The following is a 24570-nucleotide window of genomic DNA, read 5'->3' on the forward strand; positions in this document are numbered from 1 at the left end:
CGCAGGCCGGGGGGCGGCGCCTCGCCGGATGCTCCCCGCCTGCCCTTCCGCGCCCGGCAACCAGGCAACAAAAAAGCCGCCCGGATATGCTCCGGAGCGGCTTCTTGCCTCGCGCAAAACGCAGCGATCAGTGAATGATCTTGGCCAGGAAATCGCGGGCGCGGTCGGAACGCGGCGCGCCAAAGAACTCGTCCTTGGTGCAGTCTTCCACCACCAGGCCCTTGTCCATGAACACCACGCGGTTGGCGACCTTCTTGGCGAAGCCCATTTCATGCGTCACCACCATCATGGTCATGCCTTCTTGCGCCAGGCCGACCATCACATCCAGCACTTCATTGATCATTTCCGGATCGAGCGCTGAAGTCGGTTCGTCGAACAGCATCGCAATCGGATCCATCGACAACGCACGGGCAATCGCCACGCGCTGCTGCTGGCCGCCGGACAGCTGGCCAGGGAACTTGTCTTTCTGTGCAATCAGGCCGACGCGGTCCAGGTACTTCAAGCCTTTTTCATTGGCTTCGTCCTGGCTGCGGCCCAGCACCTTGACCTGGCCGATGGTCAGGTTCTCGCGGATCGACATGTGCGGGAACAGTTCGAAGTTCTGGAACACCATGCCGATGCGCGCGCGCAGTTTCGACAGGTTGGTCTTGGGGTCGCCGACCGAAACGCCATCGACCGTGATCTCGCCCTTCTGGAACGGCTCCAGGCCGTTGACGGTCTTGATCAGCGTCGATTTACCGGAACCCGACGGTCCGCACACCACCACCACATCGCCCTTGGCCACTTGCGTGGTGCAATCGGTCAGGACTTGAAATTGGCCGTACCATTTGCTGACGTTGTTAAGCTTAATCATGAGTATTTCTCCTAATTCCTGAATTCTGTTTTGCAGTCCAGGCCCGCCCCTTCCTTGGGCCGGGCCTGGATCTTGTCGAACAATTATCGAATAATCGCAACCCTTTGCTGCAGCTTCTTGACCAGCGACGACAAGCCGAAGCTCATCACGAAGTACACCACGGCGACAAACATGTACATCTCCACCAGGCGGCCGTCGCGCTGCGCGATCTTGGATGCGACAGTAACGAAGTCCGGCACCGAGCCCAGCACATAGACCAGCGAAACGTCCTGGAACAAGACGATGGTCTGGGTCAGCAGGATCGGGATCATGTTGCGGAACGCTTGCGGCAGCACCACATTGCCCATCATTTGCCAGTAATTCATGCCCAGCGCATAGCCGGCAGAAACCTGGCCGCGCGGGATCGACTGGATCCCGGAACGCATGATTTCGCAATAATAAGCTGCTTCAAACAAGATGAACGTGATCAATGCCGACGAGAATGCGCCGACCTGCACCGGCTGCGATGCGCCGATAATCCAGGCGCCGATGTACGGCACCAGGAAGTAGAACCAGAAAATCACCAGCACCAGCGGCACCGAGCGGATCAGGTTGACGTAGCTGGTGGCGATCAGTGAAATCGTCTTGTTGTGCGACAAGCGCATCATCGCCAGCACGGTGCCGAACAGGATGCCGCCTATCATCGCCACCAAGGTCAGCGTCAGCGTGAACTTCATGCCGGTGGTGAACAGGTAGAGCCAGGAGCGCTGGATGACGTCAAAATCGAAATTCGAAAACATGATTAATGACCTCCCGTGTTAGCGCTGCCGGCAGCAATGAAACCTGGAATCGCGATCGCTTTTTCAAGCCAGCGCGCCAGCAGCAAGGCAATCGCCGAGATGATCACGTAGATCACGGTAGCGCCGGTGAGAGCTTCGAAAGTCTGGAAGGTAAATTCACGCATCGAATAAGTAGCGGCGGTCAGTTCCACCAGGCCGATCGTCAGTGCGACCGAGCTGTTCTTGATGATTGCTGCGAATTCGTTGGTCAGGGACGGGATGATGATCCGGAACGACATCGGCAGCAAAACGTAGCGATATGTTTGTGGCAACGTCAGACCAAGTGCAGTACCCGCCAGCTTTTGGCCACGGGGCAGTGCATTAATGCCAGCGGAGACTTGTACGGCAATCCGCGACGACGTAAAAAAACCCAGCGCCAGGAAGGCGGTGATGAATGATGCATTTGGCAGGCTCTTGAGCCAGTTGCCGACGCCCGCAGGGACGATTTCCGGCATCACGAAATACCAGAGAAACATCTGCACGATCAGCGGGATGTTGCGGAATAATTCAACGTAGCCGTTGGCCACGCGTACTGCCCACTTGTTCGGCATGGTACGGATCGTACCGATCACCGTACCGATGATCAGCGCCATGATCCAGGCCGATGCGGACAGCGCAAGCGTCCACTTCAGGCCGGCCAGCAAGGTGTCCATGTAAGTGCTGACACCGTCGGGAGACTCTTGCCAGAAGATGCCCCAGTTCCAGTTGTAATGCATATTAAGTCCCCTCTATTACTCAAATCTCCATTGCTGCGCCAGCAATCGGCAAGCGCCTATTGTGCGGCGCAGCAATTCAATTTCAGAAACAAAACGGGAGGCTTGCGCCTCCCGTTCCGTTCTTATCGCCTATCTTATTTTTTCTTCAACTTCAGCGATTGCTTTTGCGCTTCAGGGACGGCAGCATAGGCAGCCGGATCACCCGAATCGGTTGGCTTGGCAAACGCAGCCTTCAGCTCTGGGCTGACTGGCACGTTCAGGTTGATGCCCTTCGGCGGAATCGCCTTCAGGAACCATTTTGCGTAGATGTCGTTGATCTGGCCCGAGGTGTAGACATTGCTCAGCGCAGTGTCGACCGCTTTCTTGAATGGCAGGTCGTCTTTGCGTTCGATAATGCCGTACGGCTCAACCGACAAGGCTTCCTTGGTGATTTCGTAGTCGGCAGGCGCTCTGGAGCTTGCCGCCAGCGACGCCAGCAGGATGTCGTCCATGACAAACGCTGTTGCGCGGCCGGTTTCCACCATCAGGAACGCTTCAGCATGGTCTTTGGCGGCCAGGATGTTCATGCCGAGGTTGCGCTCGCCATTGAGGATCGTGACTTGCTTCAGGTTCGACGTGCCGGAAGTGGAAACGATGGTCTTGCCCTTGAGGTCGTCCAGCGTCTTGATGTTGGACGATTTCTTGGCCAGGATACGGTTCGCGGTCACGTACATGGTCGGCGCAAAGGAAACGACCTTTTGACGCTCTGCATTGTTGGTGGCGGAATCGCAGGACAGGTCGATGGTGCCGTTGGAGATCAGCGGAATGCGGGTCGCCGAAGTCACTGGAACCATCTTGACGTTCAAGGCAGTCATGCCGAGCTGTTTCTGAATGGCGGTCGCAGCTTTCAGGCACAGGTCGATCGAGTAACCCTGATACGATTGTTTGTCATCAAGGTAAGAGAATGGAATGGACGAATCGCGCACGCCCAGGGTGATGGTGCCGGTATCCTTGATTTTCTTGAGTGTTCCGGTCAGTTCTTGTGCTTGTACGGAGCCAACCATTACTCCCAAGCCAACCAAAGCGACAACTAATTTCGATGACATCATAACAACTCCCGTAAAAAAATTATCTGTATAGTTTAACAAACTCACTGCCTCAGCAGCAGACTTAAACTCATGCTTATTTATTATTCTTACTTCTCCTCCGAAAATGCCTGTCTCCACCTTTGCATAAATTAAAAATTACAGTCAATTCTGATTACTTTAGTTGCCAACCTGGTCCGACGGGAAGCGTAAAGACTCCCTGAAAAGATAGCCCATGGGCATGTTCAACACGAGATTATTTTTTGCCGGAATCGGACTCAGGAACCACTTGGTGTACAACTTGTTGATTTCGCCATCGTGGATAATGCGGCCCATTTCACGGTCGACCACAGCTTTATAGTTTGTATCGCCTTTCGGCAGCATGATAGCGTAAGGTTCGGTTGTCAAAGGCTCGCCGACAATCGCGTACGCTGCGGGATCCTTGGCGGTAGCCTTCAATCCGTACAGCAGCACGTCATCCATCACAAACGCATCGGCCGCCTTGTCTTCCACCATCTTGAACGATTCGTTGTGGTCGCGTCCTTCCAGTATGGTCATGTTCAGGGAGCGGACCTGGCCCCGGTCGACCAGGGATTTGACGCTGGTCGTCCCCTTGGTCGTCACCACCTTCTTGTCGCGCAGGTCCGGCCAGTTCTTGATCTTGTCTTCGGTCCGCACCAGCATCCGCGACGACGCCATGAAATGCGCGATGGTAAAGCCGACCTGCTTGCGCCGCTCTGCATTGTTGGTGGTTGACCCGCACTCCAGGTCGATTTTTCCGCTTGCGATCATGTCAATGCGATTAGATGACGTCACTGGAACATACGCGATATTCAATTGCTGCAGTTTCAATTGCTGCTTCACCGCGTCGGCTATCTTGAGGCACAGGTCGATCGCATAGCCAACCGGCTTTTTATCCTGATCCACAAAAGAGAACGGGAACGACGCTTCCCGGTATCCGATCGTGATGGTCTTGCTGTCGCGGATTTTCGCCAGCACGTCTTCCGCATGCGCGGCTGCCGCTGCGATACTCAACGTTACCGCTAACACAACTCCCAGACCTGCATTGCACCGCGCGGCCGCGTTGCTGCCCTGGCCGCCCTTACCGTCCTTGATTCCCACGCTGCTCTCCCCTTGATGTGCGCTGTCGATAATGTTTTTATGCAATGAATATGCTTAATGCAATATTCAAGCCAGCTGTTTGCTTGTCGGCGGCGACTGCTATAGCGTCGCTCTTTTGCAGACAAGTCCCCGGATACGCCCAGGGCCAGATGACACGCGCTCAGCCGGCCAGCAGCTTGAGCGCGCGCAAAACATCCCGACTATAACGCAACATCAATCAAGGATACAAACCACGCATTTCACGCGCTTGCAACACACGGGTACAGGCAACGATAAATGCAGCGGTGCGCAACGATACTTTCTTCTCTTCAGCCAGTTGCCAGACCGCGGTAAACGCTTCGCGCATGATGCGGGTCAGGCGCAGGTTGATTTCATCTTCAGTCCAGAAGAAGCTGGAGAAATCCTGCACCCACTCGAAATAACTTACCGTCACGCCGCCGGCATTGGCGATCACGTCAGGCACTACCAGCACGCCCTTTTCATGCAGGATGTCGTCCGCAGCCGGGCTGGTCGGGCCGTTGGCGCCTTCCAGGATGATCTTGGCGCGGATGGTCGGCGCATTCTCCACGGTGATTTGTTGCTCCAAAGCAGCAGGCACCAAAATATCGCAATCGACAGCCCAAAACTGCGCACGGTCGCTGATTTCTTCGCCGCCCTTGAAACCGGCAACGCTGCCGGTTTCATTGACGTGGGCTTGCAGCGCCGCGACGTCGAGGCCGCTGGATCGCACCACGGTCGAGATATGGTCTTGCACCGCCACTACTTTTGCGCCGGCTTCCGAGAACAGGCGCGCGGCGATGCCGCCGACGTTACCGAAACCCTGCACCGCAACCTTGGCGCCGTGGATATCCAGGCCGCGCTTGACCGCTGCTTCGCAACCCACCACGAACACGCCGCGGCCGGTGGCTTCGCGCCGTCCCAGGCTGCCGCCCAGTGAAATCGGCTTGCCGGTGACGACGCCCGATGCAGTGCTGCCCTGGTTCATGGAATAGGTATCCATCATCCAGGCCATGATTTGTTCGTTGGTGTTGACGTCCGGCGCCGGGATGTCCTTGTTAGGGCCGATGATGATGCCGATCTCGCTGGTATAGCGGCGCGTCATGCGTTGCAGTTCGCCTTGCGACAAGGTCTTCGGGTCAACCCGGATACCGCCCTTGGCGCCGCCGTACGGCACGTTGACAGCAGCATTCTTGACCGTCATCCAGGCCGACAGGGCCATCACTTCGGACAGGGTCACGTCCTGGTGGAAACGCACGCCGCCCTTGCCTGGGCCGCGCGAGGTGTTGTGCTGCACGCGATAGCCCTCGAAGTGGGCAATGGTGCCGTCATCGCGTTCGATAGGGACGTCGACGATCAGCATCCGCTTCGGACGCTTCATGGTTTCGACCCAGCGGGCCAGATTGCCGAGGTAAGGTGTTACGCGATCGATTTGTTCGAGATAGTCGCCCCATGGGCCGATGCCATGTTGCGTGAGATAGGATGGAACTTCGTGCTTGATAGTCATATTTTTGCGCGCTCCTGGAAGTTGCAGACCGGCCCCCTGGATTAGGACGACAGGGGTACTGACAGCGGGGGCGAAATCGATCTAGTGGCGAATCGTAGGACAACGGCATAGGGCAAAGCCAATGCTTTGTGCGCATGTAACTATGCATTTTTTGCATTGATATCAAAAAATACAATTACCCCATGGCAATATGATTTTCGCGCGGCTTGCGCCGCCCGGAACCTGGCGGTTCCGGGGTTTATGCGAGCGCCGCCGGTGTTTTGCGTTTGGCGTTTTTGGCTGCTTCCTTGGCGGCGTTTTCCTGCTGCTGCAGCAGGTAAGCCCACAACCGCGCGACCACCGGCTTGCCCGGCCTTTGCACGGTAGGACGTTCACGGTACAGGCGGATTTCCATGGTGGCTTCCCATTCCGGCGCGTTGTGGTCGACGCTGGCCAGCTGTTTCAGCTTGACTTCGCGGGTCACCGCGGACTCCGGCAGGAACGCCACGCCGTGTCCTTCCAGCGCCATCATTTTCAAGCCTTCCGCCATATCCGTCTCGTAGCGTTTTTCCAGGTAAAGCGGCTTCTTGGCGTCGGCCAGGATCAGTTCCACCATGCGCCCGAGGTAGGCGTTGCTGGTATAGGACAAGAACGGCAAAGGCGCGCCGGCGCTGCCGGGAAAGACATAGTCCGGCACCCCGGCCTTGTTGCAATGGGCATAGGCGCGCAGCACCTCGCTGCCCAAGGTGATCAGGTCATAGCGGCCGGTGTCGAGCTGTACCGGCTGGCGCGGATGGTGATAACACAGCAGCAGGTCGCAGCCGCCATCCACCATGGCCATCACGGCGTCATGCACGTTCAAGGCCAGCAGGCGCGTATTGAGCGGGCCAAAACCGCCTTCCAGCAAACGGATCCAGCGCGGCACATAGGTCAGCGACAAGGTATGCGGCACGGCAAAATCGACCGTGCTCAATGCTGTCGGGCGCTTGCCGCGCATCAGCGCACGGGCGTTGTTGATCTGGCCCAGCATTTCCAGCGCCTGCTCGTAAAAGACCTCGCCGGCCGCCGTCAGCCGCGTCGGATAGGAGGTGCGGTCGATCAGGTCGGCGCCCAGCCATGCCTCCAGCGACTGGATGCGGCGCGAGAAGGCCGGCTGCGTGACATGACGCAATTCTGCAGAGCGGCTGAAACTATGGGTTTCCGCCAACGAAATGAAGTCTTCTAACCATTTGCTTTCCATGCCGCTATCGTAACGCGAGTCGGCAGCGGCGGCATAGGAAATTGGCGCACCCGCGGACGACAATCTGCATGAGCGTTGTACTCCTACACCATGCGCACCACGTTTTCAGGGTAGCCGTCGCCGGCTTCCGGCGACGGGCTCTCCATCTCGTCCGGATGCGCCTGCTGGCGCTGCCACATCTGCGCATATGCGCCGTCCGCCGCCAGCAGCTGCGCATGCGTGCCGCGCTCAATGATGTGGCCGTGGTCCAGCACCAGTATCTGCGCCGCATCGGCGATGGTCGACAAGCGATGGGCGATCACCAGCGTCGTGCGGTCCTTGGCGATTTCTTTCAGCTGCGCCTGGATCGCCTGTTCGGATTTCGAATCGAGCGCCGAAGTGGCCTCGTCGAAAATCAGCACCGCGGGATTTTTCAGCAGGGTGCGGGCGATCGCCACCCGCTGCTTTTCGCCGCCCGACAATTTCAAGCCGCGCTCGCCCACCATCGAGTCATAGCCGTCCGGCAGCGATTCGATGAAATCATGGATATGCGCCGCCTTGGCGACCGCGATGATTTCGGCCTTGCTGGCGCCTGGCTTGCCGTAAGCGATGTTGTATTCGATGCTGTCGTTGAACAGCACGGTATCCTGTGGCACGATGCCGATCGCCTGGCGCAGCGAAGCCTGCGTGATGTCGCGCAAATCCTGGCCGTCGATCGTGATGCGGCCGGCGTTGATATCGTAAAAACGGAACAGCAGCCGCGACAAGGTCGACTTGCCGGAACCGCTGTGGCCGACTACCGCGGTGGTGGTGCCTGCGGCTATCGTGAAATCGACGTCGAACAAGATCTGGCGCTTGCTCTCGTAGCTGAAATCGACATGCGCGAAATGCACTTGCGCGCCGCCGGTCAGTAGCGGCCGCGCCTCGGCGGCGTCGGCGATCTCGCGGTTCTCATCGAGCAGGTGGAACAGCCGCTCCATGTCGGCCAGGCTTTGCTTGATTTCGCGATAGATGACGCCAAGGAAATTGAGCGGGATATACAGCTGGATCATGAAGGAATTGACCAGCACCAGGTCGCCCAGCGTCATCTTGCCGTCGATCACGCCCTGCGTGGCGCGCCACAGGATCAGCGTCACCGCGATGGCGATGATCAGCGACTGGCCGGTATTGAGCAAGGACAGCGAGGTCTGCGATTTCACCGCGGCGGTCTCATAACGCATCAGGCCATCGTCGTAACGCCGTGCTTCGTATTCCTCATTGCCGAAATACTTGACGGTTTCGTAGTTGATCAGCGAATCGATGGCTTTGGTGTTGGCGCTCGAATCGAGCGTGTTCATGGTGCGCCGGAAATGGGTGCGCCATTCGGTCACGGTCACCGTAAAAAAGATGTAGCTGACCAGCGCCACCACGGTGATGCCGGCAAACCAGATGTCGTAGTGCAGCACCAGGTAACCGAGCACCAGCGAGATTTCGATCAAGGTCGGCAAGATGCTGAACAGCGCATACGACACCAGCGACGAAATGCCGCGTGTACCGCGCTCGATGTCGCGCGTCATGCCGCCGGTCTGGCGATTCAGGTGAAAGCGCAGCGACAGCGAATGCAGGTGGCGGAACACCTGCAGGGCGATGGTGCGCACCGCGCGCTGCGTCACGCGGGCGAACACGAACTCGCGCAACTCCGTGAACAAGGTGGTGCTCAGGCGCAGCGCGCCGTAAGCCACCAGTATTCCCAGCGGCAGCACCAGCATCGCCTGCGGATGGCTGGCCGTGATGGTCATGCTGTCGACCAGCTTCTTCAGCACCAGCGGCACGCCGACATTGGCCAGCTTGGCGCCCAGCATGAACAGCAGCGCCAGCGAGACGCGCCACTTGTAGGTCCAAAGGTAAGGCAGCAAGGTCTTGAGCGTGGCCCAGTCGCTGCGCTTTGGCTGGCCGCTGCCGGCGGCTGCGGCGGGCTCTGGCGACGTGGAAGAGTGGTGGCGCATAAGGTGACAATCTTAAAGAATGGTTTAAGCTACGGATACAAAACCAATTGTAGCTCTCAGGGGAAATAACCGATGACTGATCAAAACAACAATCAATTGCCACCCGACACCATGCCGCAGCTGCGGGTGATGCCGATGCCATCCGACGCCAACGTGCACGGCGACGTCTTCGGCGGCTGGATCATGGCACAGGTCGACATTGCCGGCTCGCTGCCGGCCACGCGCCGCGCCAACGGCCGGGTCGCCACGATTGCCGTGAACTCCTTCCTGTTCAAGCAGCCGGTGTTTGTCGGCGACCTGCTGTCGTTTTACGCCGAGATCGTCAAGGTCGGCAATACCTCGATCACCGTCAACGTCGAGGTGTATGCCGAACGCAACCGGCTGCAGACAGAAGTCGTGAAGGTGACGGAAGCGACGCTGACCTATGTCGCCACGGATGCGCAGCGCAAGCCGCGTCAGCTGCCGCCGCTCGCTTCCTGACTCGCCTCCTGATTTGCGCCAAGCTCGCTGGAAATGCCGGCCGCCGCGGCCTGCACGACAGCGATCAATGACTGCATCCGCTCCAGCGGCATATAAGGCAGCGTGCTGGAAACGCTGATGGCGGCGACAATCGCGTGGGTAGCGTCGTAGATCGGCGCCGCCACGCAGCGTATCGACGGCTCGTTGTCTTCCAGGTCGAAGGCGTAACCGCCTTTGACGTATTCGCGCATCTGGTCGCGAAACTCGGTCCAGCTCCGCTTGGGCAACAAGCCGGCAGCATGGTTGGCGGCAGCGGTGCTGCGCTTCTGGTACAGGCTCTTCCATTCCTCTTCGTCCATGCCCAGCATCAATGCCTTGCCGACGCCGGTAGTGGCGATCGGCATCCGGTGCCCCACGCGCGAACGCATTTCCAGCCCCTTCTTGCCGGGAATCTTGTCCAGGTAAAGCACATCGTCGCCGTCCTGCAGCGCCAGGTGGATAGTGTCGCCCGACTGTTCTGCCAGCCGCTCCAGGTAGGGCCGCGCCACTATGCTCAGCGAGACTTCTTCGCGCGCCTGGAAACCCAGTTCGATCAATTTGGGGCCTAGCACATAACCCGCGTTCGGCGTAAAGCGCAGATAGCGCTCCTGCACCAGGCAGTTGGCCAGCCTGTGGGTAGTGCTGCGGGTGGTGCCCAGCATCTGCGCGATCTGTTTCAGATCGCGCGCGCCGCCGGCTACCGCCTGCAATACGGCCAGCCCGCGCGTCAGGGTCTGGGTGCCTGTCGGTGCGGCGGCCTGCTCGCCCGCGTGGCCATGCGACTCTGCCGAGTCCTGTAATTTGCGCATGATTGGAACCTGTCAAAAAATAACTTATATCCCATATATTGGGACATAATATCATATATTGACAGAAAATTGCGGCAGGAATAAAGTACGCCACATCGCGGGATGCTCAGATCCTGCCCGCAATTTTTGAAGTTAACCGACCCATGCCGCCTGCACTGCATCCAACGCACTTGATCGCCCTCGACTGGGGGACTTCATCGCTCCGCGCCTACCGGCTCGGAGCGCATGGCCAGACGCTGGAATTGCGCGCCCTCCCCTGCGGCGTAATGCAATTGCCGCAAACCGGCGGCGACGGCGAAAGCGGTTTCGAAGCCGCTTTCGAGCAAGCCTGCGGCGATTGGCTGCGCGCTGCTCCGGGTACACCGGTGATCGCAGCCGGCATGGTCGGCAGCCGCCAGGGATGGCGCGAGGTTCCGTACCTGGAAGTGCCGATTGCCGTCGACCGCATCGGCGGCAGCTTGAGCACGCTGCGTAATCGCCACGGACAGCTGATTCACCTGGTGCCGGGCCTGATCGAAAATTCCATGCTGCCGAACGTCATGCGCGGCGAGGAGACCCAGGTGGTCGGCGTGCTCAATGCCCTTGCCGGCAGCGGCAAATCCGATGCCTCCGGCCAGGACATCCTGGTCGGCCTGCCCGGCACGCATTCCAAGTGGGTACAGATACGGCGCTCGGGCGCGCAAAGCCAGCTGGCGCATTTTGATACGTTCATGACCGGCGAAGTTTTTGCCGCCTTGTCTGGGCATACCATCCTTGGACGCGGCATGCAGGCCGACGGCGGCGATGCGGAAGCCGGACAGCGCGCCTTCGAGCGCGGCGCGCTGGTGGCGCAAACCGCGGCCGGCCAGGCTGGCGTATTGTCGACCATATTCAGTACGCGCACGCTGGGGCTGACCGGCGTGCTGGACGGCCCCGGCCAGCGCGAATACCTGTCGGGACTGCTGATCGGCCATGAAATCGCTGCATTGCAAGCCATGCTGCGCAGCCAGGGACGGCAGCCTTCCCAAGTGATGCTGGTCGGCGAAGCCGGCTTGTGCGCACGTTATACGCAAGTGCTGCACGCCTATGGTTTTGGCGCAGTCGAGGTGGTGGCCGAAGCCACCGAACGCGGCCTGTGGCAGCTGGCGCTGACGGCGGGACTATTGAAACATGCTTAGCAGCGAGAATATCGGGAAACCACCATGTTGATAAATGCAATGAAACAATGCGGGCTGATCGCCATCCTGCGCGGCGTCGAGCCGCATGAAGTGGCGGCGATCGGCTTGAAACTCTACGAAGCCGGCTTCAGGATCATTGAAGTGCCGCTCAATTCGCCCCAGCCTTTCGACAGCATCCGCATCTTGCGCAACGCCTTGCCGGCCGATTGCGTGGTCGGCGCCGGCACCGTCTTGCGCACCGGCCAGGTGGCGGAAGTCAAGCGCGCCGGCGGCGAGATCATCGTCATGCCGCACAGCGACCCGGCGGTGATCGCTGCCGCCAAGCAGGCCGGGCTGGCTTGCGCGCCTGGCGTCGCCACGGTAACCGAAGCATTCGCCGCGCTGGCTGCCGGCGCCGACGTCTTGAAAATGTTCCCGGCCGAGCAGCTGGGGCCGAATGTAGTCAAGGCATGGCGCGCGGTGATTCCGCGCGAAGTGGCGTTATTGCCGGTAGGCGGCATCACGCCGGAAAATCTGGCAACATTTGCCAGCGCCGGCGCTTCCGGATTCGGGCTGGGGTCGGCGCTGTACAAACCCGGCCTGAGCGCCGAGCAGGTCGGCCAGAACGGCAACAGGTTTGTCGCGGCATGGTGCGCGATACAAGCAGCTTCGGCAACAGCGCAAACGCCAGAAATAAAAAACTGAACAGGAGACGAGATTAATGAAGATCACCAAACTGACCACTTACATCGTACCGCCGCGTTGGTGTTTCCTGAAGATAGAAACCGACGAAGGCGTGGTCGGCTGGGGCGAACCGGTGGTCGAAGGCCGCGTGCATAGCGTGGCGGCGGCCGTCGAAGAACTGTCGGACTACCTGATCGGCAAGGATCCGCGCCATATCGAGGACCATTGGACCGTGCTGTACCGCGGCGGTTTCTACCGCGGCGGCGCCATCCACATGAGTGCGCTGGCCGGCATCGACCAGGCGCTGTGGGATATCAAGGGCAAGGCGCTCGGCGTCTCGGTCAGCCAGTTGCTGGGCGGCCCGGTACGCGACAGCATCCGCGTCTATTCATGGATCGGCGGCGACCGCCCGGCCGACACCGCGGCAGCAGCCAAGGATGCCGTGGCGCGCGGCTTCACCGCGGTGAAGATGAATGGCACCGAAGAATTGCAATTCGTCGATTCCTATGAAAAAGTGGAAGCGACATTGGCCAACGTCGCCGCAGTGCGCGCGGCGGTCGGTCCGCACATCGGCATCGGCGTCGATTTCCACGGCCGCGTGCACAAGCCGATGGCGAAGATCCTGGTCAAGGAGCTGGAGCCTTACAAGCTGATGTTTATCGAAGAGCCCGTGCTCAGCGAAAACTACGAAGCGCTGAAAGAACTGGCGCCGCTGACCAGCACCCCGATCGCGCTGGGCGAACGGCTGTATTCGCGCTGGGATTTCAAGCGCGTCCTGAGCGAAGGTTATGTCGATATCATCCAGCCCGATGTCTCGCACGCCGGCGGCATCACCGAAACGCGCAAGATCGCCACCATGGCCGAAGCCTATGACGTCGCCGTGGCGCTGCACTGCCCGCTCGGCCCGATTGCCCTGGCCGCCTGCCTGCAGGTGGACGCGGTGTCGTATAACGCGTTCATCCAGGAACAGAGCCTGGGGATCCACTACAACAAGAGCAACGACTTGCTCGACTACGTGAAGAACCCTGAAGTCTTTGCCTACGACAAAGGCTACGTGACCATTCCCCAAGGGCCGGGACTGGGCATCGAAATCAATGAGGAATATGTCAAGGAACGGGCCGCCGTCGGCCATCGCTGGCGCAATCCGATCTGGCGCCATAAAGACGGCAGCTTCGCCGAGTGGTAAACGGAGACTGAAGGCACGCCCCGTCGCCGCCTGTCCCCAAAAAACAAACCCCGGATGCGCTTCTCGCACATCCGGGGTTTTCACTTTGGAACCGTGGCCTCCGGCAAGATGCCACTTATTCCAAATCTCAGGCCGCCTGCTTTTGCTCGGCCGGTTTTTCGTCGCGCAGCTCGCGCCGCAGGATCTTGCCGACGTTGGTCTTCGGCAGGTCGGTACGGAACTCGATGTATTTCGGCCGCTTGTAGCCGGTCAGCTGTTCACGGCAATAAGCCATCAGCTGTTCCGCGGTCAGCGACGGGTCCTTGCGCACCACAAAAATCTTCACCACTTCGCCGGCATGTTCATCCGGCACGCCGACGCATGCGCATTCCAGCACGCCAGGATGCTGCACTACCACGCCTTCGACCTCGTTCGGATACACATTGAAGCCGGACACCAGGATCATGTCTTTCTTGCGGTCGACGATCTTGGTGTAGCCGCGTTCGTCCATGACGCCGATATCGCCGGATTTGAAAAAGCCGTCGGCGGTCATGACCTTGGCGGTTTCGTCGTCGCGGTTCCAATAGCCGCGCATGACCTGCGGGCCGCGGATCGCGATTTCGCCAGGCTGGCCCAGGGCTACAGGATTGCCGGCGTCGTCCAGGATAGCGATTTCAGTCGACGGCAAAGGCAAGCCGATGGTGCCGCTGTATTCCTTGATGTCGCATGGATTGGCGCAAGCGATAGGCGAAGTTTCCGACAAGCCGTAACCTTCGATGATGGGGCAGCCGGTGATTTCTTTCCATTTGTCCGCGACCGCTTTTTGCACCGCCATGCCGCCGCCGACGCAGACCCGGTAGCCGGAAAAATCCAGCTTGGCGAAATCGGGATGGTTCAGCAAGGCGTTGTACAGCGTATTGACCGCAGGGAAAGTGTTGATCTGGTATTTCGACATTTCCTTGATCAAGCCGGCGATGTCGCGCGGATTCGGGATCAGCAGGTTCAGGGCGCCCTCGCGCATGCCGAGCATGCCGCACACCGTCAACGCGAAGATATGGTACAGCGGCAAGGCGCAGACAAACACCAGCTGCTCGATTTTCGGGCCATTGGTCAAGCCAGGAGTAAGCCAGGCTTCAGCCTGCAGCACGTTGGCCACCACGTTGCGATGCGACAGCGTCGCTCCCTTGGAGACGCCGGTAGTGCCGCCCGTGTATTGCAGGAAGGCGGTGTCTTCCGGCGTCAGCGTCACCGGCTTCAGCTGCAGCGAAGACGCCTGCGACAAGACGCTGTTGAAGGGCACCGAACCAGGCAGGGAAAAACTCGGCACCATTTTCTTGACGTGGCGCACCACCAGGTTGACCACCAGGCCCTTGACGCCCATCAGGTCGCCCATGCTGGCGACCACCACATGCCTGACCTTGGTGCGGGCGACGACCTGCTGCAAGGTAGTCGCGAAATTTTCGAGGATGAAGATGGCTTCCGCGCCCGAATCGTTCAGCTGATGCTCGAGCTCGCGCGGCGTGTACAGAGGATTGACATTGACCACGACATAACCGGCGCGCAGGATGGCGGCGATCGCCACCGGATATTGCAGCACGTTAGGCATCATGATGGCGACCCGCGCGCCCTTTTCCAGGCCCTTGCCCTGCAGCCAGGCGCCGACCTTGCGGGACAGCTGGTCAACCTCGGCATACGTCAGGTATTTGCCCATGCAGGCGTAGGCGTTGCGCGGCGCGTATTTCTGGAACGCCTCTTCCAGCAGCTGCGCCAGCGACTGGTACTGGGAGTAGTCAATCTCGGGAGCTACGCCTTCAGGATACGATTTGAGCCAAAATTTATCCATGTTCTGCCTTTAGTCTCTGCTTGTTATAAATGCATTGTTTTTTTGGCTTGTTTCAATGGAAGAAAACACGCCGATAGGGGATAGTACTGGTGACCCGCTAAAAAAGCACGGTTGTATTTTTTTGTTCTACCGCGATGCTATCGGGCAAAGCGCTGGCATGCAAGCGTTTTGATGCATATTTGAGCAAATCATCGGCGCCAAGCTTCATATTGTGATGCAACAAAACCTCGGCCCGCAGGTGCTGGACGCCCTCCTCATCCGGACTCCATTTCACATGGGCAACCGCCACCGCGGGGTGCTCAAACAAGACCTCTTCGATCTGCCGCGGAAACACGCGCTGCCCGCCCCGTATCCCCATATTACTCTTGCGGTCGATGATGGAAACAAAACCGTCTTCGTCGATGCTGGCGACATCGCCGGTGGCCAGCCAGCCGTCGTGCAGGCGTTCCTTGCTTATCTTCCTGGCAATCAGGTTCAAGGCCGATGCGCCCTGTCCGGCGGCGGCGCCGGCAGGACCATGGTCGTAGCCCGAGAACAGCTGCGGCCCACGCACCCATAACTCCCCCAGGGTATCGCTGGGCAACTCAGCGTCGGTATCCAGGTCGACCACTTTCACTTCCGTGTCCGGCAACGGTATGCCGACCACTCCCTGGATGCGGCGCGCCGCCAGCGGCATGGCCAGCACCGCCGGCGATGCTTCGGTAAGGCCATAGGCTTCGACCAGGCGGCCGCGTGTCAGCTTTTCAAATTCTTCGCGGATTTCCTGGGCCAGCGGCGAGCCGCTGACCGCGCACACCCGGATCGACGCCAGGCCGTAACGCCGTATGCCCGGCGTGTGCGCCAGTTCGCGCACCATGCGCGGCGTGGTAGGGAAATAGGTCGGCCGCATCTTCTTGACCGTCTTTAACAAGGGCTCCAGCTCCGCCCCCGGCAGCAGGATCAGGGTCGCACCGAGATAAACCCCAAGGTGCAGCAAGCCGGTCAACCCGTAAGCGCTGGCCAAGGATTGCTGCGCCAGGAAGCGTTCGTCGCCGGGCCGCGATTCCGGCAGCCAATGGCGCAGCTGCAAGGCGTTCGACGCCAGGTTGCGGTGCGACAGCGCGACCGGCAGCGGCGTGCCGCTGGCGCCGTAGGTGTAAACCACCACCGCGACATCGCCGACATCCTGCGCCAGCTCGGTCGGCGCGACCGAACCGCGCCCCAGCACCTGCTTGAATTTCAGGTAGCGCCGCTCATGCCGGCGATGCTGCTTGTCTTGGCGGAACCAGGGCAGCCAATGCCCTTCCTGCACATGATGCAAGGCGGCGAATTTCAGTTTTTCACGCCAGCCCATGTGATCGATCATCGATGCGAATATCACGCGCCGCAAACCGGCTGCACGGCGGTCGCTTTGCAGTTCGTCGCGCAATTCATCATAACGGTCGGTGGTGGTCACCAGCATCACGGCGCCGGCATCCGCGATCCACGCCAGCAGGATTTCCTTGGGCGTGGCGGCGTCGCTGAGCACCGCAACTGCGCCGGCCTTGAGGATGCCGAAATAGGCGATCACCAACGACGGTATGTTCGGCAAGGCCAGCAAGACCCGCTCGCCGGGCTTGATGCGCATGTCGAGCAAGCCATGGGCAAACCGGTTGGCTTGCCGGTCCAGCTCGCGCCAGTCGATCTTGCCGCCGCGGTAAGACAGCGCCGTGGTCTTGCCGAAGCGCCTGGCGGTCGCTTCCAGCAAGCGCGGCAAGGCCACGGTCGGCATTTTGATGCGGTATGGCGTGCGGGCATCATAAAATTTCAGCCACGGGCGTTCGGCCTCGAGCTGTTTGCGGGCGGCGCGCCGTTCGGCTTTTTGCCGCGCCCGCCGCTCCGCCAGCTCGGACGGATCGGACTGCATCTGCAGGAAGCGCTGGATGGCGCGGTTCACCGCATCGGGCCGCTCTACCATCACCTGGTGCGCGGATACCGGCACCACCAGCTCTTCCGCACCCGGAATCAGGTGCGCCACTTCCTTGTAAGCGGCTTCATCGAACAGGATGTCGCGGTGACCGAGGATCACCAGCGTCGGCACCGTGATCGCGCGCAGGCATTCGCTGCCGTCCCACGGCAACAAGGCATTGCGGTTTTGCAGATAGACCACGTGCGACGGCGGATAAATGCGGGCCGCGGTGATGCCGACATACGGCATCAGCTTGCGCACCATATCGAATATGCGCGGCGGCATGCGCAGCACAATGCGGCCGGCCAGGCGCAGGCGAAAACGCGCCGCCGAGGCGATCATGACCAGCGCCGACACGCGCTGCGGAAACTGCTTGAGGAAATAGGCAGACAGCGCGCCGCCGAACGAGTGGCACACCAGGATGAAACGCTGCGGCACTTCCAGCTGATCCAGCGCGGCAGCGATGTCGGCGACCAGTTCCGGCACGTCATAGCTGGCGCCTTCAGCCGCCGTCGGCGCATCGCTGTAGCCGTGGCCGCGCAGGTCGAGCGCAATCACCCGGTAGTCGAGCTGGAACTGTTCCAGCTGGTATTCCCAGTACGCCGCGCGGCCGCCGAAGCCGTGGATGAACACCATGGTGGGTTGCTGGTCGCGCGGTCCGCGGCCGTATTCCGGGCCGGCGTCCAGCACGCTCATTTCCAGCGCACTGTCATATACCCCGCTGCCGTTGCGCGCCAGGCGGTTCGGCAGTTTCAGCGTGCTGCGGTGCAGGTCGGCGTTAAATGTCATCTTGACATTGTAACCAAGATAAATTTATGTGGGCCGGGATTTCGCCAGCTCTTCCAGCCGGCGATGCCTTTCTTCCTTGCTGAGCGCCGCCAGCCCGGCGACCGCCGCATAGAATTTCTTCAGGGTCTGCTGCTGGGCCAGCAAAGCCTTGAAACCGGGCACCAGGTCGTAATAGGTCGCCACCAGCGCCAGATGGGCGTTCGACAACGGTTCGGCGAACCAGTGGTCGTAGCCGGCGTAGCCGCCCCACTTCACCTTGAGCACCTGGTAATCCGCTTGCAGGGCGAGGAAAAGCGCCGCCTTCTGCTGCAGCTTTTGCGCATCGCCAAGTCCGCTCGCGTAGTTGCTTGCCAGCCGCTGCCGATACTGCAACAGAAGCGCCAGGAACTGCTCCTTGCGTCCTTCAAACTGGACGTAGGCGTCGCGCGTCTTTTGGCTGCCAACCGCCGCCAGCCAGCGCTCGACCCCGACTTGCTCGACCGTGGTGGCAAACGATTCGTTGAATTGCGTATCGTCCTTGGCGTACACCGTCTGGTGCGCCAGCTCGTGGAAAACCAGGCGCGCCAGCTCGCCGTCGGGATAGCGGATAAAGGTCGACAGCAACGGATCGTTAAACCAGCCGAGCGTGGAGTAAGCCGGCACGCCGCTGACTTGCACGTCGTAGCCTTGCTGGCGCAGGCTGGCGGCGAATTTTTTCGCAGCGTCCTGGCTGAAATAACCGCGGTAGTTGACGCAGCCGGCAATCGGAAAACACCATTGCTTGGGCTCCAGCGACAAGGCCGGCGCCGCGATCACATTCCACAAGGCGAAGCGCCGCTGCAGGTCGGCATATTCGGTATAGCTGCGGTTGTCCGGCAGGTCCAGGTCGGTTACCGCGAAGCGGCGGATCTGCTTGGTGAGCCTGAGCTTGGCCTTGAGGCCGGCATCGACGCTCGGATCGGCCAGCCATTCGTCAACCGGATGAGCCCGGTCCAGCAGGGAGAACTGGCCATTCGCCGCCTGGCCGTAATAGGCAAGCTGGGCGCAACCGGCCGCCAGCACGGCGAGCAGCAGGACCGTGGGCAGCCGCGCATTCATGCGGGCGCTTTTTCCACTTCCACCAGGACATCGTAGAAGGTCGGCGCCCGGCCCATGTCGGTCAGGCGCTGGCTGGTCACCTCGTTGGCGTTCTTGCCGTCGCTGGCCATTTTTTTCCACCAGATCGACAAGCCCACCACCAATCCGATCCGCGCCTTGTCGGTCACTCTCAGCCTGGCGTTGAAACTGCCGCGGTCGTTATAGATGCGCACGGTGTCGCCGCTGGCCAGGGCTCTTGCCTCGGCGTCAGCCGGATGCATGTCCAGGTGCGGCTCGCCTTCGGTGTCGCGCAGGCTCTTCACGTTGACGAAACTGGAGTTGAGGAAATTGCGCGCAGGCGGCGAAATCATCGCCAGCGGGTACTTCCTGGCCAGCTCCGGATTGCTGGCCAGCGATTCATACGGCGCGATATAAGCCGGCAACGGATCGAGCCCGTCTTTCAGCATTTGCGCGCTATAGAATTCGCATTTGCCGGACGGCGTCGGAAAGCCGCCGTTGGCGAACGGCGCATCCGGCACGTTCAGTTTTTGCCAGCCTTTTTGTTTCAGGGCGTCCCAATCGAAATGGATCGCCCGCTCATTTTTCCGGTCGAATGCCTGTGCTGCGATTTCGTCGTCGCTTTCGCGGAAGCAGGTGTCGTCGAAGCCCATGCGTGCCGCCAGCAGGCGGAATATTTCGGTATTCGGCTTGGCTTCGCCCAGCGGCGCGATCGCGGCGTTATTCGCCAGCATGTACAAGTGGCCGTAGGCCGAGTGGGCGTCCACGTGTTCCAGCTGGGTGGTCGCCGGCAGCACGATGTCGGCATAGTCGGCGGTATCGGTCTGGAAATGCTCCAGCACCACGGTGAATAAATCTTCCCTCGCAAAACCGCGGGCGACGGCGCCGGATTCGGGCGCGATGGCTACCGGATTCGAGTTGTACACGATCAGCGCTTCGATTTTCGGCCCGAACTCCGGCGATGCTTCGCGCAGCAGATCGTCGCCGATGGTGCTCATGTTGATGGTGCGCGGCGCCAGTCCTTGCCGGGTCAGGAAATCGGGACGCTGCAGGAACTGGTTATTCTTTGGAAAGCTGTCCGAGGTCGACAGCTGCACGCCGCCTGCCGCATGGCGCCAGGCGCCGACCAGCGCCGGCAGGCAAGTGATGTTGCGTACCGCCATGCCGCCGCCATGCACGCGCTGCAAACCGTAGTTGACGCGAATCGCCGCCGCCTCGCCGCGCAGCGCCGCGCCGCCGTAGCTGCGAGCCAGTTCCAGCACTTCGTCGGCGCCGATGCCGCACACTTGCGCAGTCTTCTGCGGCGTCCATGCCGCCACTTGCTGTTTCAGCTGCTCGAAACCCAGCGTGTATTGCGCGATGTAGTCATGGTCCAGCAAGTCTTCCGCGATCAGCACGTGCATCATGCCGAGCGCAAGGGCCGAATCCGTCCCGGGCAGCAAGGCGATGTGCTGATGGCATTTGTCGGCGCTCAGGGAACGGTAGGGATCGATCGCAATCAGCTTGGCGCCGCGCCGCTTGGCTTCCTGCGCGCGCATCCAGAAATGCAGGTTGGAAGCAATCGGGTTGCCGCCCCAGATCAGGATCAGCTTGGCGTTCTGGAACTGTTCGAGATCGGTGCCGATCCTGGCGCCTATCGTATATTTGTAGCCGGTGCCGCCGGCCGAAGCGCAGATGGTGCGGTCCAGCAGCGAAGCGCCGATGCGGTTGAAAAAACGCATCGCCATCGACTCGCCCTGCACCAGGCCCATGGTGCCGGCGTAGCTGTACGGCAGGATGGCTTGCGGATTGCGCGCAGCGATCTGGCCCAGCCGCCCGGCAATCGTCGTGATCGCTTCGTCCCAGCTGATCTGTACGAATTTCCCTTCGCCCTTGTTGCCGACCCGCTTGAGCGGATGCAGCAGGCGGTCCTTGTGGTAAGTCCGTTCGGTGTAGCGCGCGACCTTGGTGCACAGCACGCCGGCCGTGGTCGGGTGATCCGGATCGCCGCGCACTTCGGTGGCGACGCCATCGGTGACGGTCACCAGCAGCGCGCAGGTATCGGGGCAATCGTGCGGGCAAGCGGCACGGACGGTAGCAGTAGTCATAATGTCATTGGAACCAAGGTGCTTCAATCCGCTACTTTAGCAAAATCCGTCGAAACAAGCTGCATTTGACGGCTCACGCTTGCTTTGCGGCGGGCAACTGCATCTCTGGATCCATCAGGCGCAGCATGAAGGCTTCGCATTGCACCAGCTGCTCCAGCGCCACGAACTCGTTCGGCCGGTGCGCCTGCTCGATGCTGCCCGGGCCGCAGATCACGGTAGGAATGCCGGCGCGCTGGAACAGGCCGGCCTCGGTGCCGTAGGAAACCGCGCCGTTCGGCTTGTTGCGCGCCAGTGCCGCCGCCAGCTGCACCACGGCGTCGCTCTCCTGCATGTTCAGGCCGGGAGCGGAAGCCAGCCATTCAAAGTCGATGGCGGCATTCGGCTCCACCTTTTGCATTTCGGGCAGCAGCGTGGCGGCAAAATCCTGGATTTCCCGGTACAGGCGTTCAACATCGATGCCCGGCATGGTGCGCGCCTCGAAGTCGAATTTGCAGTCCTTGGGCACGATATTCGCCGCCAGTCCGCCCTGGACCAGGCCGGTCTGCATGGTGGTGTAAGGCACGGTGAAACCGTAATCGCGCGTTTCCAGCTGGGCAAACCTGTCTGCCATCTGGCGGATGTAGACGATGATGCGCGCCGCATACTCGATCGCGTTGACGCCCATGGTGGTGTAGCTGGAATGCGCTTCGCGGCCGCGGACGCAGCAGCGGAAACGATGCGTGCCCTTGTGCGCGATGATCGGCTGCATCGTGGTCGGTTCGCCGACGATGCAGGCCGCCGGCTTCAGCCCCAGCTCCTGCAAATCCTTGATCAAACCTTGCACGCCGATGCAGCCCACTTCCTCGTCGTACGACAGCGCAAAATGCAAGGGCGCCGCCATGTTCGCAGCCAGGAATTGCGGCGCCAGCGCCAGGGCCGTGGCGATGTAGCTTTTCATGTCGGCCGAGCCGCGGCCGTACAGCAGGCCGTCCTTGATGGTCGCCTTGAATGGATCGCTGTCCCAGGCCTGGCCTTCGACCGGCACCACGTCGGTGTGGCCGGACAAGATCAGGCCAGGTTTCGGGCCTTCGCCCAGGGTGGCAAACAGGTTGGCTTTCTTGCCGCTGGCGTCGTAGGTCAGGCGCGACTTGACGCCAAGGCCAGCCAGGTAATCGCGCGTCCACTCGATCAATCCCAGGTTGGAATCGCGCGATACGGTCTGGAACGCGATCAGGCGTTCTATCATGGCCATGACGTCAGCCGAAGGAGTCGATCCGGTAGTGTTCATATCCTGTCCTCTATGCCAGGCCATCATTGAGATGGCAGGCGGAAAAATGTTTGGCGCCGACTTCTTTCAAGGCCGGCTTTTCTACTTTACAGCGCGGCATCGCATGCGGGCAGCGCGGATGGAAATGGCAACCCGAAGGCGGGTGCAGCGGCGACGGGATTTCTCCTTTTACCGCAAAAAATTCCGTGCGGCGGACTTCCAGCTTGGGCGCCGATGCCAGCAGCGCCTGGGTATACGGATGATTGGCGCGGGCAAATACCGTATCGGCGGCAGCCGACTCAACGATACGCCCAAGATACATGATCACCACCCGGTCTGACAAATGGCGCACCACGCCGAGATCATGGCTGATGAACAAGTATGTCAGGTCCAGCTCGTCGCGCAGCTTGATGAACAGGTTCAGCACCTGGGCCTGGATTGATACGTCCAGCGCCGCCACCGCCTCGTCGCAGACCAGGAACTCAGGCTTGACCGCAAGTGCGCGCGCAATGCCCACGCGGGCGCGCTGGCCGCCGGAAAACTGGTGCGGGAAACGACGCAGCATGGCGCCATCCAGGCCTACCCGCTGCAACAGGCTTTCCACATAGTCGCGCTGCTGCGATGCATCAACCATGCCATGCACCAGCGGCGCTTCACCGACGATGTCCTGCACCCGCATGCGCGGATTCAGCGAGGCGTAGGGGTCCTGGAAAATCATCTGGATCGCCAGCTGCTTCTTGCGTCTTTCGGCAACATCCAGCTGTTCCAGCGACTCGCCTTTCCATAACCGCGTGCCGGCAGTGAGGCTGTGCAAGCCGACCGCCATCCGCCCTAATGTCGACTTGCCGCAACCGGATTCGCCGACCAGCCCGACCACCTCGCCGCGCTTGATGCCCAGGCTCACCTCGTCCACCGCATGCACCACTTCCTGCTGCATGCCGGCGCCGAACAGGTTGGCGATCCTGGCCGCGCTGTCGAGCGTCTTGACGAACTGCTTGCTGACCGCCTGCAGTTCCAGCAGGTTGGCAGCCGGCGCCGCCTGCTCCCTATTTTGTTCGGCGGCCTGGTTCATGGCACGACCTCCGCCACGCTATCCCGTAATGGATGCCAGCAGCGCAACATGCGCTGCTCGACCTGGCGCAATTGCGGCGTCTGCGCGCATTCAACGGTGGCATGCGCGCAGCGCGTGCGGAATGCGCAGCCTTCCGGCAGGTTCAGCAGCGACGGCGTCATGCCGGGGATCTGCTGCAGCGGCTGGCCGCGCGGGTTGCGCGACGGCGCCGAGGCGATCAGGCCGTGGGTGTAAGGATGGCGCGGATGTTCCAGCACTTGCTGCACCGAGCCGCTTTCGACGATGCGGCCGGCGTACATCACCGATACGGTATCCGCCAGCCCGGCCACCACCGACAGATCGTGAGTGATCCAGATCAGGGCCGTGCCGGATTCGCGGCACAGTTTCTGCATCTCGTACAGGATCTGTCCCTGTATCGTCACATCCAGCGCCGTGGTCGGCTCATCGCAGATAATCAGGTCAGGCTGGTTGAGCAAGGCAATCGCAATCGCCACCCGTTGCCGCATGCCGCCTGAAAACTGGTGGGGATATGCCTGCAGGCGTTCATCCGGCGACGCAATGCCGACCCGTACCAGCGCTTCGCGCGACATCTCGCGCGCCACCATCCGGCTGACGTCCTGGTGCGCGCGCACCGCTTCCATCATCTGGGTGTCGATGCGCAGCACCGGGTTCAATGTCATCATCGGATCCTGGAAAATCATGGCGATCCGGTTGCCGCGGATCTTGCGCATGGCCTCCGCCGGCAAGCTGCGCAAGTCGCGGCCTTGCAGCAGGATTTCACCGGCGACGATTTTTCCCGGCGCATCGACCAGGCCCATGATGGAATAACCTGTCATCGATTTTCCGGATCCGGATTCGCCGACCAGGCCCATGATCTCGCCGCGCTTGACGGAAAACGAAACCTGGTCGACCGCCTTCACCAGTCCGGCGCGGGTGACAAACTGGGTCTGCAGGTTATTGACGGTCAGTGTCGTGTCCAT

Annotated in this window: 20 protein-coding genes; 4 read left to right on the plus strand and 16 right to left on the minus strand. The window is 60.7% G+C overall.

The annotated features are described in order from the left end of the window. Positions 1 to 127: 127 nt before the first annotated feature. The 8 genes from V8G57_RS15045 to V8G57_RS15080 form a co-directional block, all read right to left on the minus strand. Positions 128 to 853 carry an amino acid ABC transporter ATP-binding protein gene (locus tag V8G57_RS15045; protein WP_092397125.1) on the minus strand — a complete coding sequence of 242 codons (726 nt, stop codon included), beginning with the start codon at positions 851 to 853 and terminating at the stop codon, positions 128 to 130. Between the two features lie 83 nt (positions 854 to 936). Further along, positions 937 to 1632: an amino acid ABC transporter permease gene (locus V8G57_RS15050; protein ID WP_092397127.1), complete on the minus strand. Its 696-nt coding sequence runs from the start codon at positions 1630 to 1632 to the stop codon at positions 937 to 939. Positions 1633 to 1634: 2 nt separating this feature from the next. After that, entirely contained in the window at positions 1635 to 2387 is a 753-nt protein-coding gene (locus V8G57_RS15055; RefSeq protein WP_092397129.1) for an amino acid ABC transporter permease, read from the minus strand. Positions 2388 to 2521: 134 nt separating this feature from the next. Further along, positions 2522 to 3475, minus strand: coding sequence for an amino acid ABC transporter substrate-binding protein (locus tag V8G57_RS15060; protein ID WP_092397131.1), 954 nt, complete (start codon positions 3473 to 3475; stop codon positions 2522 to 2524). A gap of 156 nt (positions 3476 to 3631) precedes the next feature. Then, the gene (locus V8G57_RS15065) at positions 3632 to 4510 is read right to left on the minus strand and encodes an amino acid ABC transporter substrate-binding protein (RefSeq protein ID WP_092397189.1); all 879 of its coding nucleotides are present in this window, start codon (positions 4508 to 4510) and stop codon (positions 3632 to 3634) included. Between the two features lie 280 nt (positions 4511 to 4790). Beyond that, on the minus strand, positions 4791 to 6077 hold the full coding sequence (locus V8G57_RS15070) for a Glu/Leu/Phe/Val family dehydrogenase (RefSeq protein ID WP_092397133.1): 1287 nt from the start codon (positions 6075 to 6077) through the stop codon (positions 4791 to 4793). Between the two features lie 238 nt (positions 6078 to 6315). Continuing rightward, positions 6316 to 7296: a LysR family transcriptional regulator gene (locus V8G57_RS15075; RefSeq protein ID WP_092397191.1), complete on the minus strand. Its 981-nt coding sequence runs from the start codon at positions 7294 to 7296 to the stop codon at positions 6316 to 6318. An 83-nt stretch (positions 7297 to 7379) separates the two neighbouring features. After that, positions 7380 to 9260: an ABCB family ABC transporter ATP-binding protein/permease gene (locus tag V8G57_RS15080; RefSeq protein ID WP_342830047.1), complete on the minus strand. Its 1881-nt coding sequence runs from the start codon at positions 9258 to 9260 to the stop codon at positions 7380 to 7382. A 72-nt stretch (positions 9261 to 9332) separates the two neighbouring features. On the opposite strand from V8G57_RS15080, the gene V8G57_RS15085 reads away from it, so the two are divergent. Next, entirely contained in the window at positions 9333 to 9740 is a 408-nt protein-coding gene (locus V8G57_RS15085) for an acyl-CoA thioesterase (protein WP_014007961.1), read from the plus strand. Here the strand turns inward: V8G57_RS15085 and V8G57_RS15090 are convergent. Beyond that, positions 9716 to 10567 carry an IclR family transcriptional regulator gene (locus V8G57_RS15090; protein ID WP_342830048.1) on the minus strand — a complete coding sequence of 284 codons (852 nt, stop codon included), beginning with the start codon at positions 10565 to 10567 and terminating at the stop codon, positions 9716 to 9718. The two genes, V8G57_RS15085 and V8G57_RS15090, sit on opposite strands and share 25 nt — an antisense overlap. A 143-nt stretch (positions 10568 to 10710) precedes the next feature. Between V8G57_RS15090 and V8G57_RS15095 the strand changes: the two genes are divergently transcribed. The 3 genes from V8G57_RS15095 to dgoD are packed head-to-tail and all read left to right on the plus strand — an operon-like array spanning position 10711 to position 13573. Next, positions 10711 to 11724, plus strand: coding sequence for a 2-dehydro-3-deoxygalactonokinase (locus V8G57_RS15095; RefSeq protein ID WP_342830049.1), 1014 nt, complete (start codon positions 10711 to 10713; stop codon positions 11722 to 11724). Positions 11725 to 11748: 24 nt separating this feature from the next. Next, positions 11749 to 12408, plus strand: coding sequence for a 2-dehydro-3-deoxy-6-phosphogalactonate aldolase (locus tag V8G57_RS15100; RefSeq protein ID WP_092397141.1), 660 nt, complete (start codon positions 11749 to 11751; stop codon positions 12406 to 12408). Between the two features lie 16 nt (positions 12409 to 12424). Beyond that, positions 12425 to 13573: a galactonate dehydratase gene (gene dgoD, locus V8G57_RS15105; protein WP_092397143.1), complete on the plus strand. Its 1149-nt coding sequence runs from the start codon at positions 12425 to 12427 to the stop codon at positions 13571 to 13573. 127 nt (positions 13574 to 13700) lie between these two features. On the opposite strand, the gene V8G57_RS15110 is transcribed toward dgoD, so the two are convergent. The 7 genes from V8G57_RS15110 to V8G57_RS15140 all read right to left on the minus strand — a co-directional run bounded on the left by V8G57_RS15110 (position 13701) and on the right by V8G57_RS15140 (position 24570). Beyond that, entirely contained in the window at positions 13701 to 15395 is a 1695-nt protein-coding gene (locus tag V8G57_RS15110; protein WP_342830050.1) for a long-chain fatty acid--CoA ligase, read from the minus strand. Between the two features lie 97 nt (positions 15396 to 15492). Further along, positions 15493 to 18111, minus strand: a complete 2619-nt coding sequence (locus V8G57_RS15115) for an alpha/beta fold hydrolase (protein WP_342830051.1) — start codon at positions 18109 to 18111, stop codon at positions 15493 to 15495. A 24-nt stretch (positions 18112 to 18135) separates the two neighbouring features. Further along, on the minus strand, positions 18136 to 19188 hold the full coding sequence (locus tag V8G57_RS15120) for an aminopeptidase (RefSeq protein WP_342830052.1): 1053 nt from the start codon (positions 19186 to 19188) through the stop codon (positions 18136 to 18138). Next, on the minus strand, positions 19185 to 21272 hold the full coding sequence (locus V8G57_RS15125) for a molybdopterin-containing oxidoreductase family protein (RefSeq protein WP_342830053.1): 2088 nt from the start codon (positions 21270 to 21272) through the stop codon (positions 19185 to 19187). The genes V8G57_RS15120 and V8G57_RS15125 overlap by 4 nt, the downstream gene beginning before the upstream one ends. A 73-nt stretch (positions 21273 to 21345) precedes the next feature. After that, complete coding sequence (gene argE, locus V8G57_RS15130; RefSeq protein ID WP_342830054.1) at positions 21346 to 22539, minus strand: acetylornithine deacetylase; 1194 nt, start codon at positions 22537 to 22539, stop codon at positions 21346 to 21348. Between the two features lie 10 nt (positions 22540 to 22549). Then, on the minus strand, positions 22550 to 23590 hold the full coding sequence (locus tag V8G57_RS15135; protein WP_342830055.1) for an ABC transporter ATP-binding protein: 1041 nt from the start codon (positions 23588 to 23590) through the stop codon (positions 22550 to 22552). Next, a complete protein-coding gene (locus V8G57_RS15140) occupies positions 23587 to 24570 on the minus strand; it encodes an ABC transporter ATP-binding protein (RefSeq protein WP_342830056.1) in 984 nt (327 codons plus the stop codon). The genes V8G57_RS15135 and V8G57_RS15140 overlap by 4 nt, the downstream gene beginning before the upstream one ends.

This window comes from Collimonas rhizosphaerae, from assembly GCF_038896935.1.
Lineage (GTDB): Bacteria > Pseudomonadota > Gammaproteobacteria > Burkholderiales > Burkholderiaceae_D > Collimonas > Collimonas rhizosphaerae.

What these genes read in the sequence shown, in the direction of transcription:
- V8G57_RS15050 (WP_092397127.1), bottom strand. Translation starts at nt 1,632, where the DNA reads ATGTTTTCGAATTTCGATTTTGACGTCATCCAGCGCTCCTGGCTCTAC.
- V8G57_RS15095 (WP_342830049.1), top strand. Translation starts at nt 10,711, where the DNA reads ATGCCGCCTGCACTGCATCCAACGCACTTGATCGCCCTCGACTGGGGG.
- V8G57_RS15100 (WP_092397141.1), top strand. Translation starts at nt 11,749, where the DNA reads ATGTTGATAAATGCAATGAAACAATGCGGGCTGATCGCCATCCTGCGC.
- dgoD (WP_092397143.1), top strand. Translation starts at nt 12,425, where the DNA reads ATGAAGATCACCAAACTGACCACTTACATCGTACCGCCGCGTTGGTGT.
- V8G57_RS15090 (WP_342830048.1), bottom strand. Translation starts at nt 10,567, where the DNA reads ATGCGCAAATTACAGGACTCGGCAGAGTCGCATGGCCACGCGGGCGAG.
- V8G57_RS15135 (WP_342830055.1), bottom strand. Translation starts at nt 23,590, where the DNA reads ATGAACCAGGCCGCCGAACAAAATAGGGAGCAGGCGGCGCCGGCTGCC.
- V8G57_RS15045 (WP_092397125.1), bottom strand. Translation starts at nt 853, where the DNA reads ATGATTAAGCTTAACAACGTCAGCAAATGGTACGGCCAATTTCAAGTC.
- argE (WP_342830054.1), bottom strand. Translation starts at nt 22,539, where the DNA reads ATGAACACTACCGGATCGACTCCTTCGGCTGACGTCATGGCCATGATA.
- V8G57_RS15070 (WP_092397133.1), bottom strand. Translation starts at nt 6,077, where the DNA reads ATGACTATCAAGCACGAAGTTCCATCCTATCTCACGCAACATGGCATC.
- V8G57_RS15060 (WP_092397131.1), bottom strand. Translation starts at nt 3,475, where the DNA reads ATGATGTCATCGAAATTAGTTGTCGCTTTGGTTGGCTTGGGAGTAATG.
- V8G57_RS15075 (WP_092397191.1), bottom strand. Translation starts at nt 7,296, where the DNA reads ATGGAAAGCAAATGGTTAGAAGACTTCATTTCGTTGGCGGAAACCCAT.
- V8G57_RS15110 (WP_342830050.1), bottom strand. Translation starts at nt 15,395, where the DNA reads ATGGATAAATTTTGGCTCAAATCGTATCCTGAAGGCGTAGCTCCCGAG.
- V8G57_RS15125 (WP_342830053.1), bottom strand. Translation starts at nt 21,272, where the DNA reads ATGACTACTGCTACCGTCCGTGCCGCTTGCCCGCACGATTGCCCCGAT.
- V8G57_RS15120 (WP_342830052.1), bottom strand. Translation starts at nt 19,188, where the DNA reads ATGAATGCGCGGCTGCCCACGGTCCTGCTGCTCGCCGTGCTGGCGGCC.
- V8G57_RS15080 (WP_342830047.1), bottom strand. Translation starts at nt 9,260, where the DNA reads ATGCGCCACCACTCTTCCACGTCGCCAGAGCCCGCCGCAGCCGCCGGC.
- V8G57_RS15085 (WP_014007961.1), top strand. Translation starts at nt 9,333, where the DNA reads ATGACTGATCAAAACAACAATCAATTGCCACCCGACACCATGCCGCAG.
- V8G57_RS15055 (WP_092397129.1), bottom strand. Translation starts at nt 2,387, where the DNA reads ATGCATTACAACTGGAACTGGGGCATCTTCTGGCAAGAGTCTCCCGAC.
- V8G57_RS15115 (WP_342830051.1), bottom strand. Translation starts at nt 18,111, where the DNA reads ATGACATTTAACGCCGACCTGCACCGCAGCACGCTGAAACTGCCGAAC.
- V8G57_RS15140 (WP_342830056.1), bottom strand. Translation starts at nt 24,570, where the DNA reads ATGGACACGACACTGACCGTCAATAACCTGCAGACCCAGTTTGTCACC.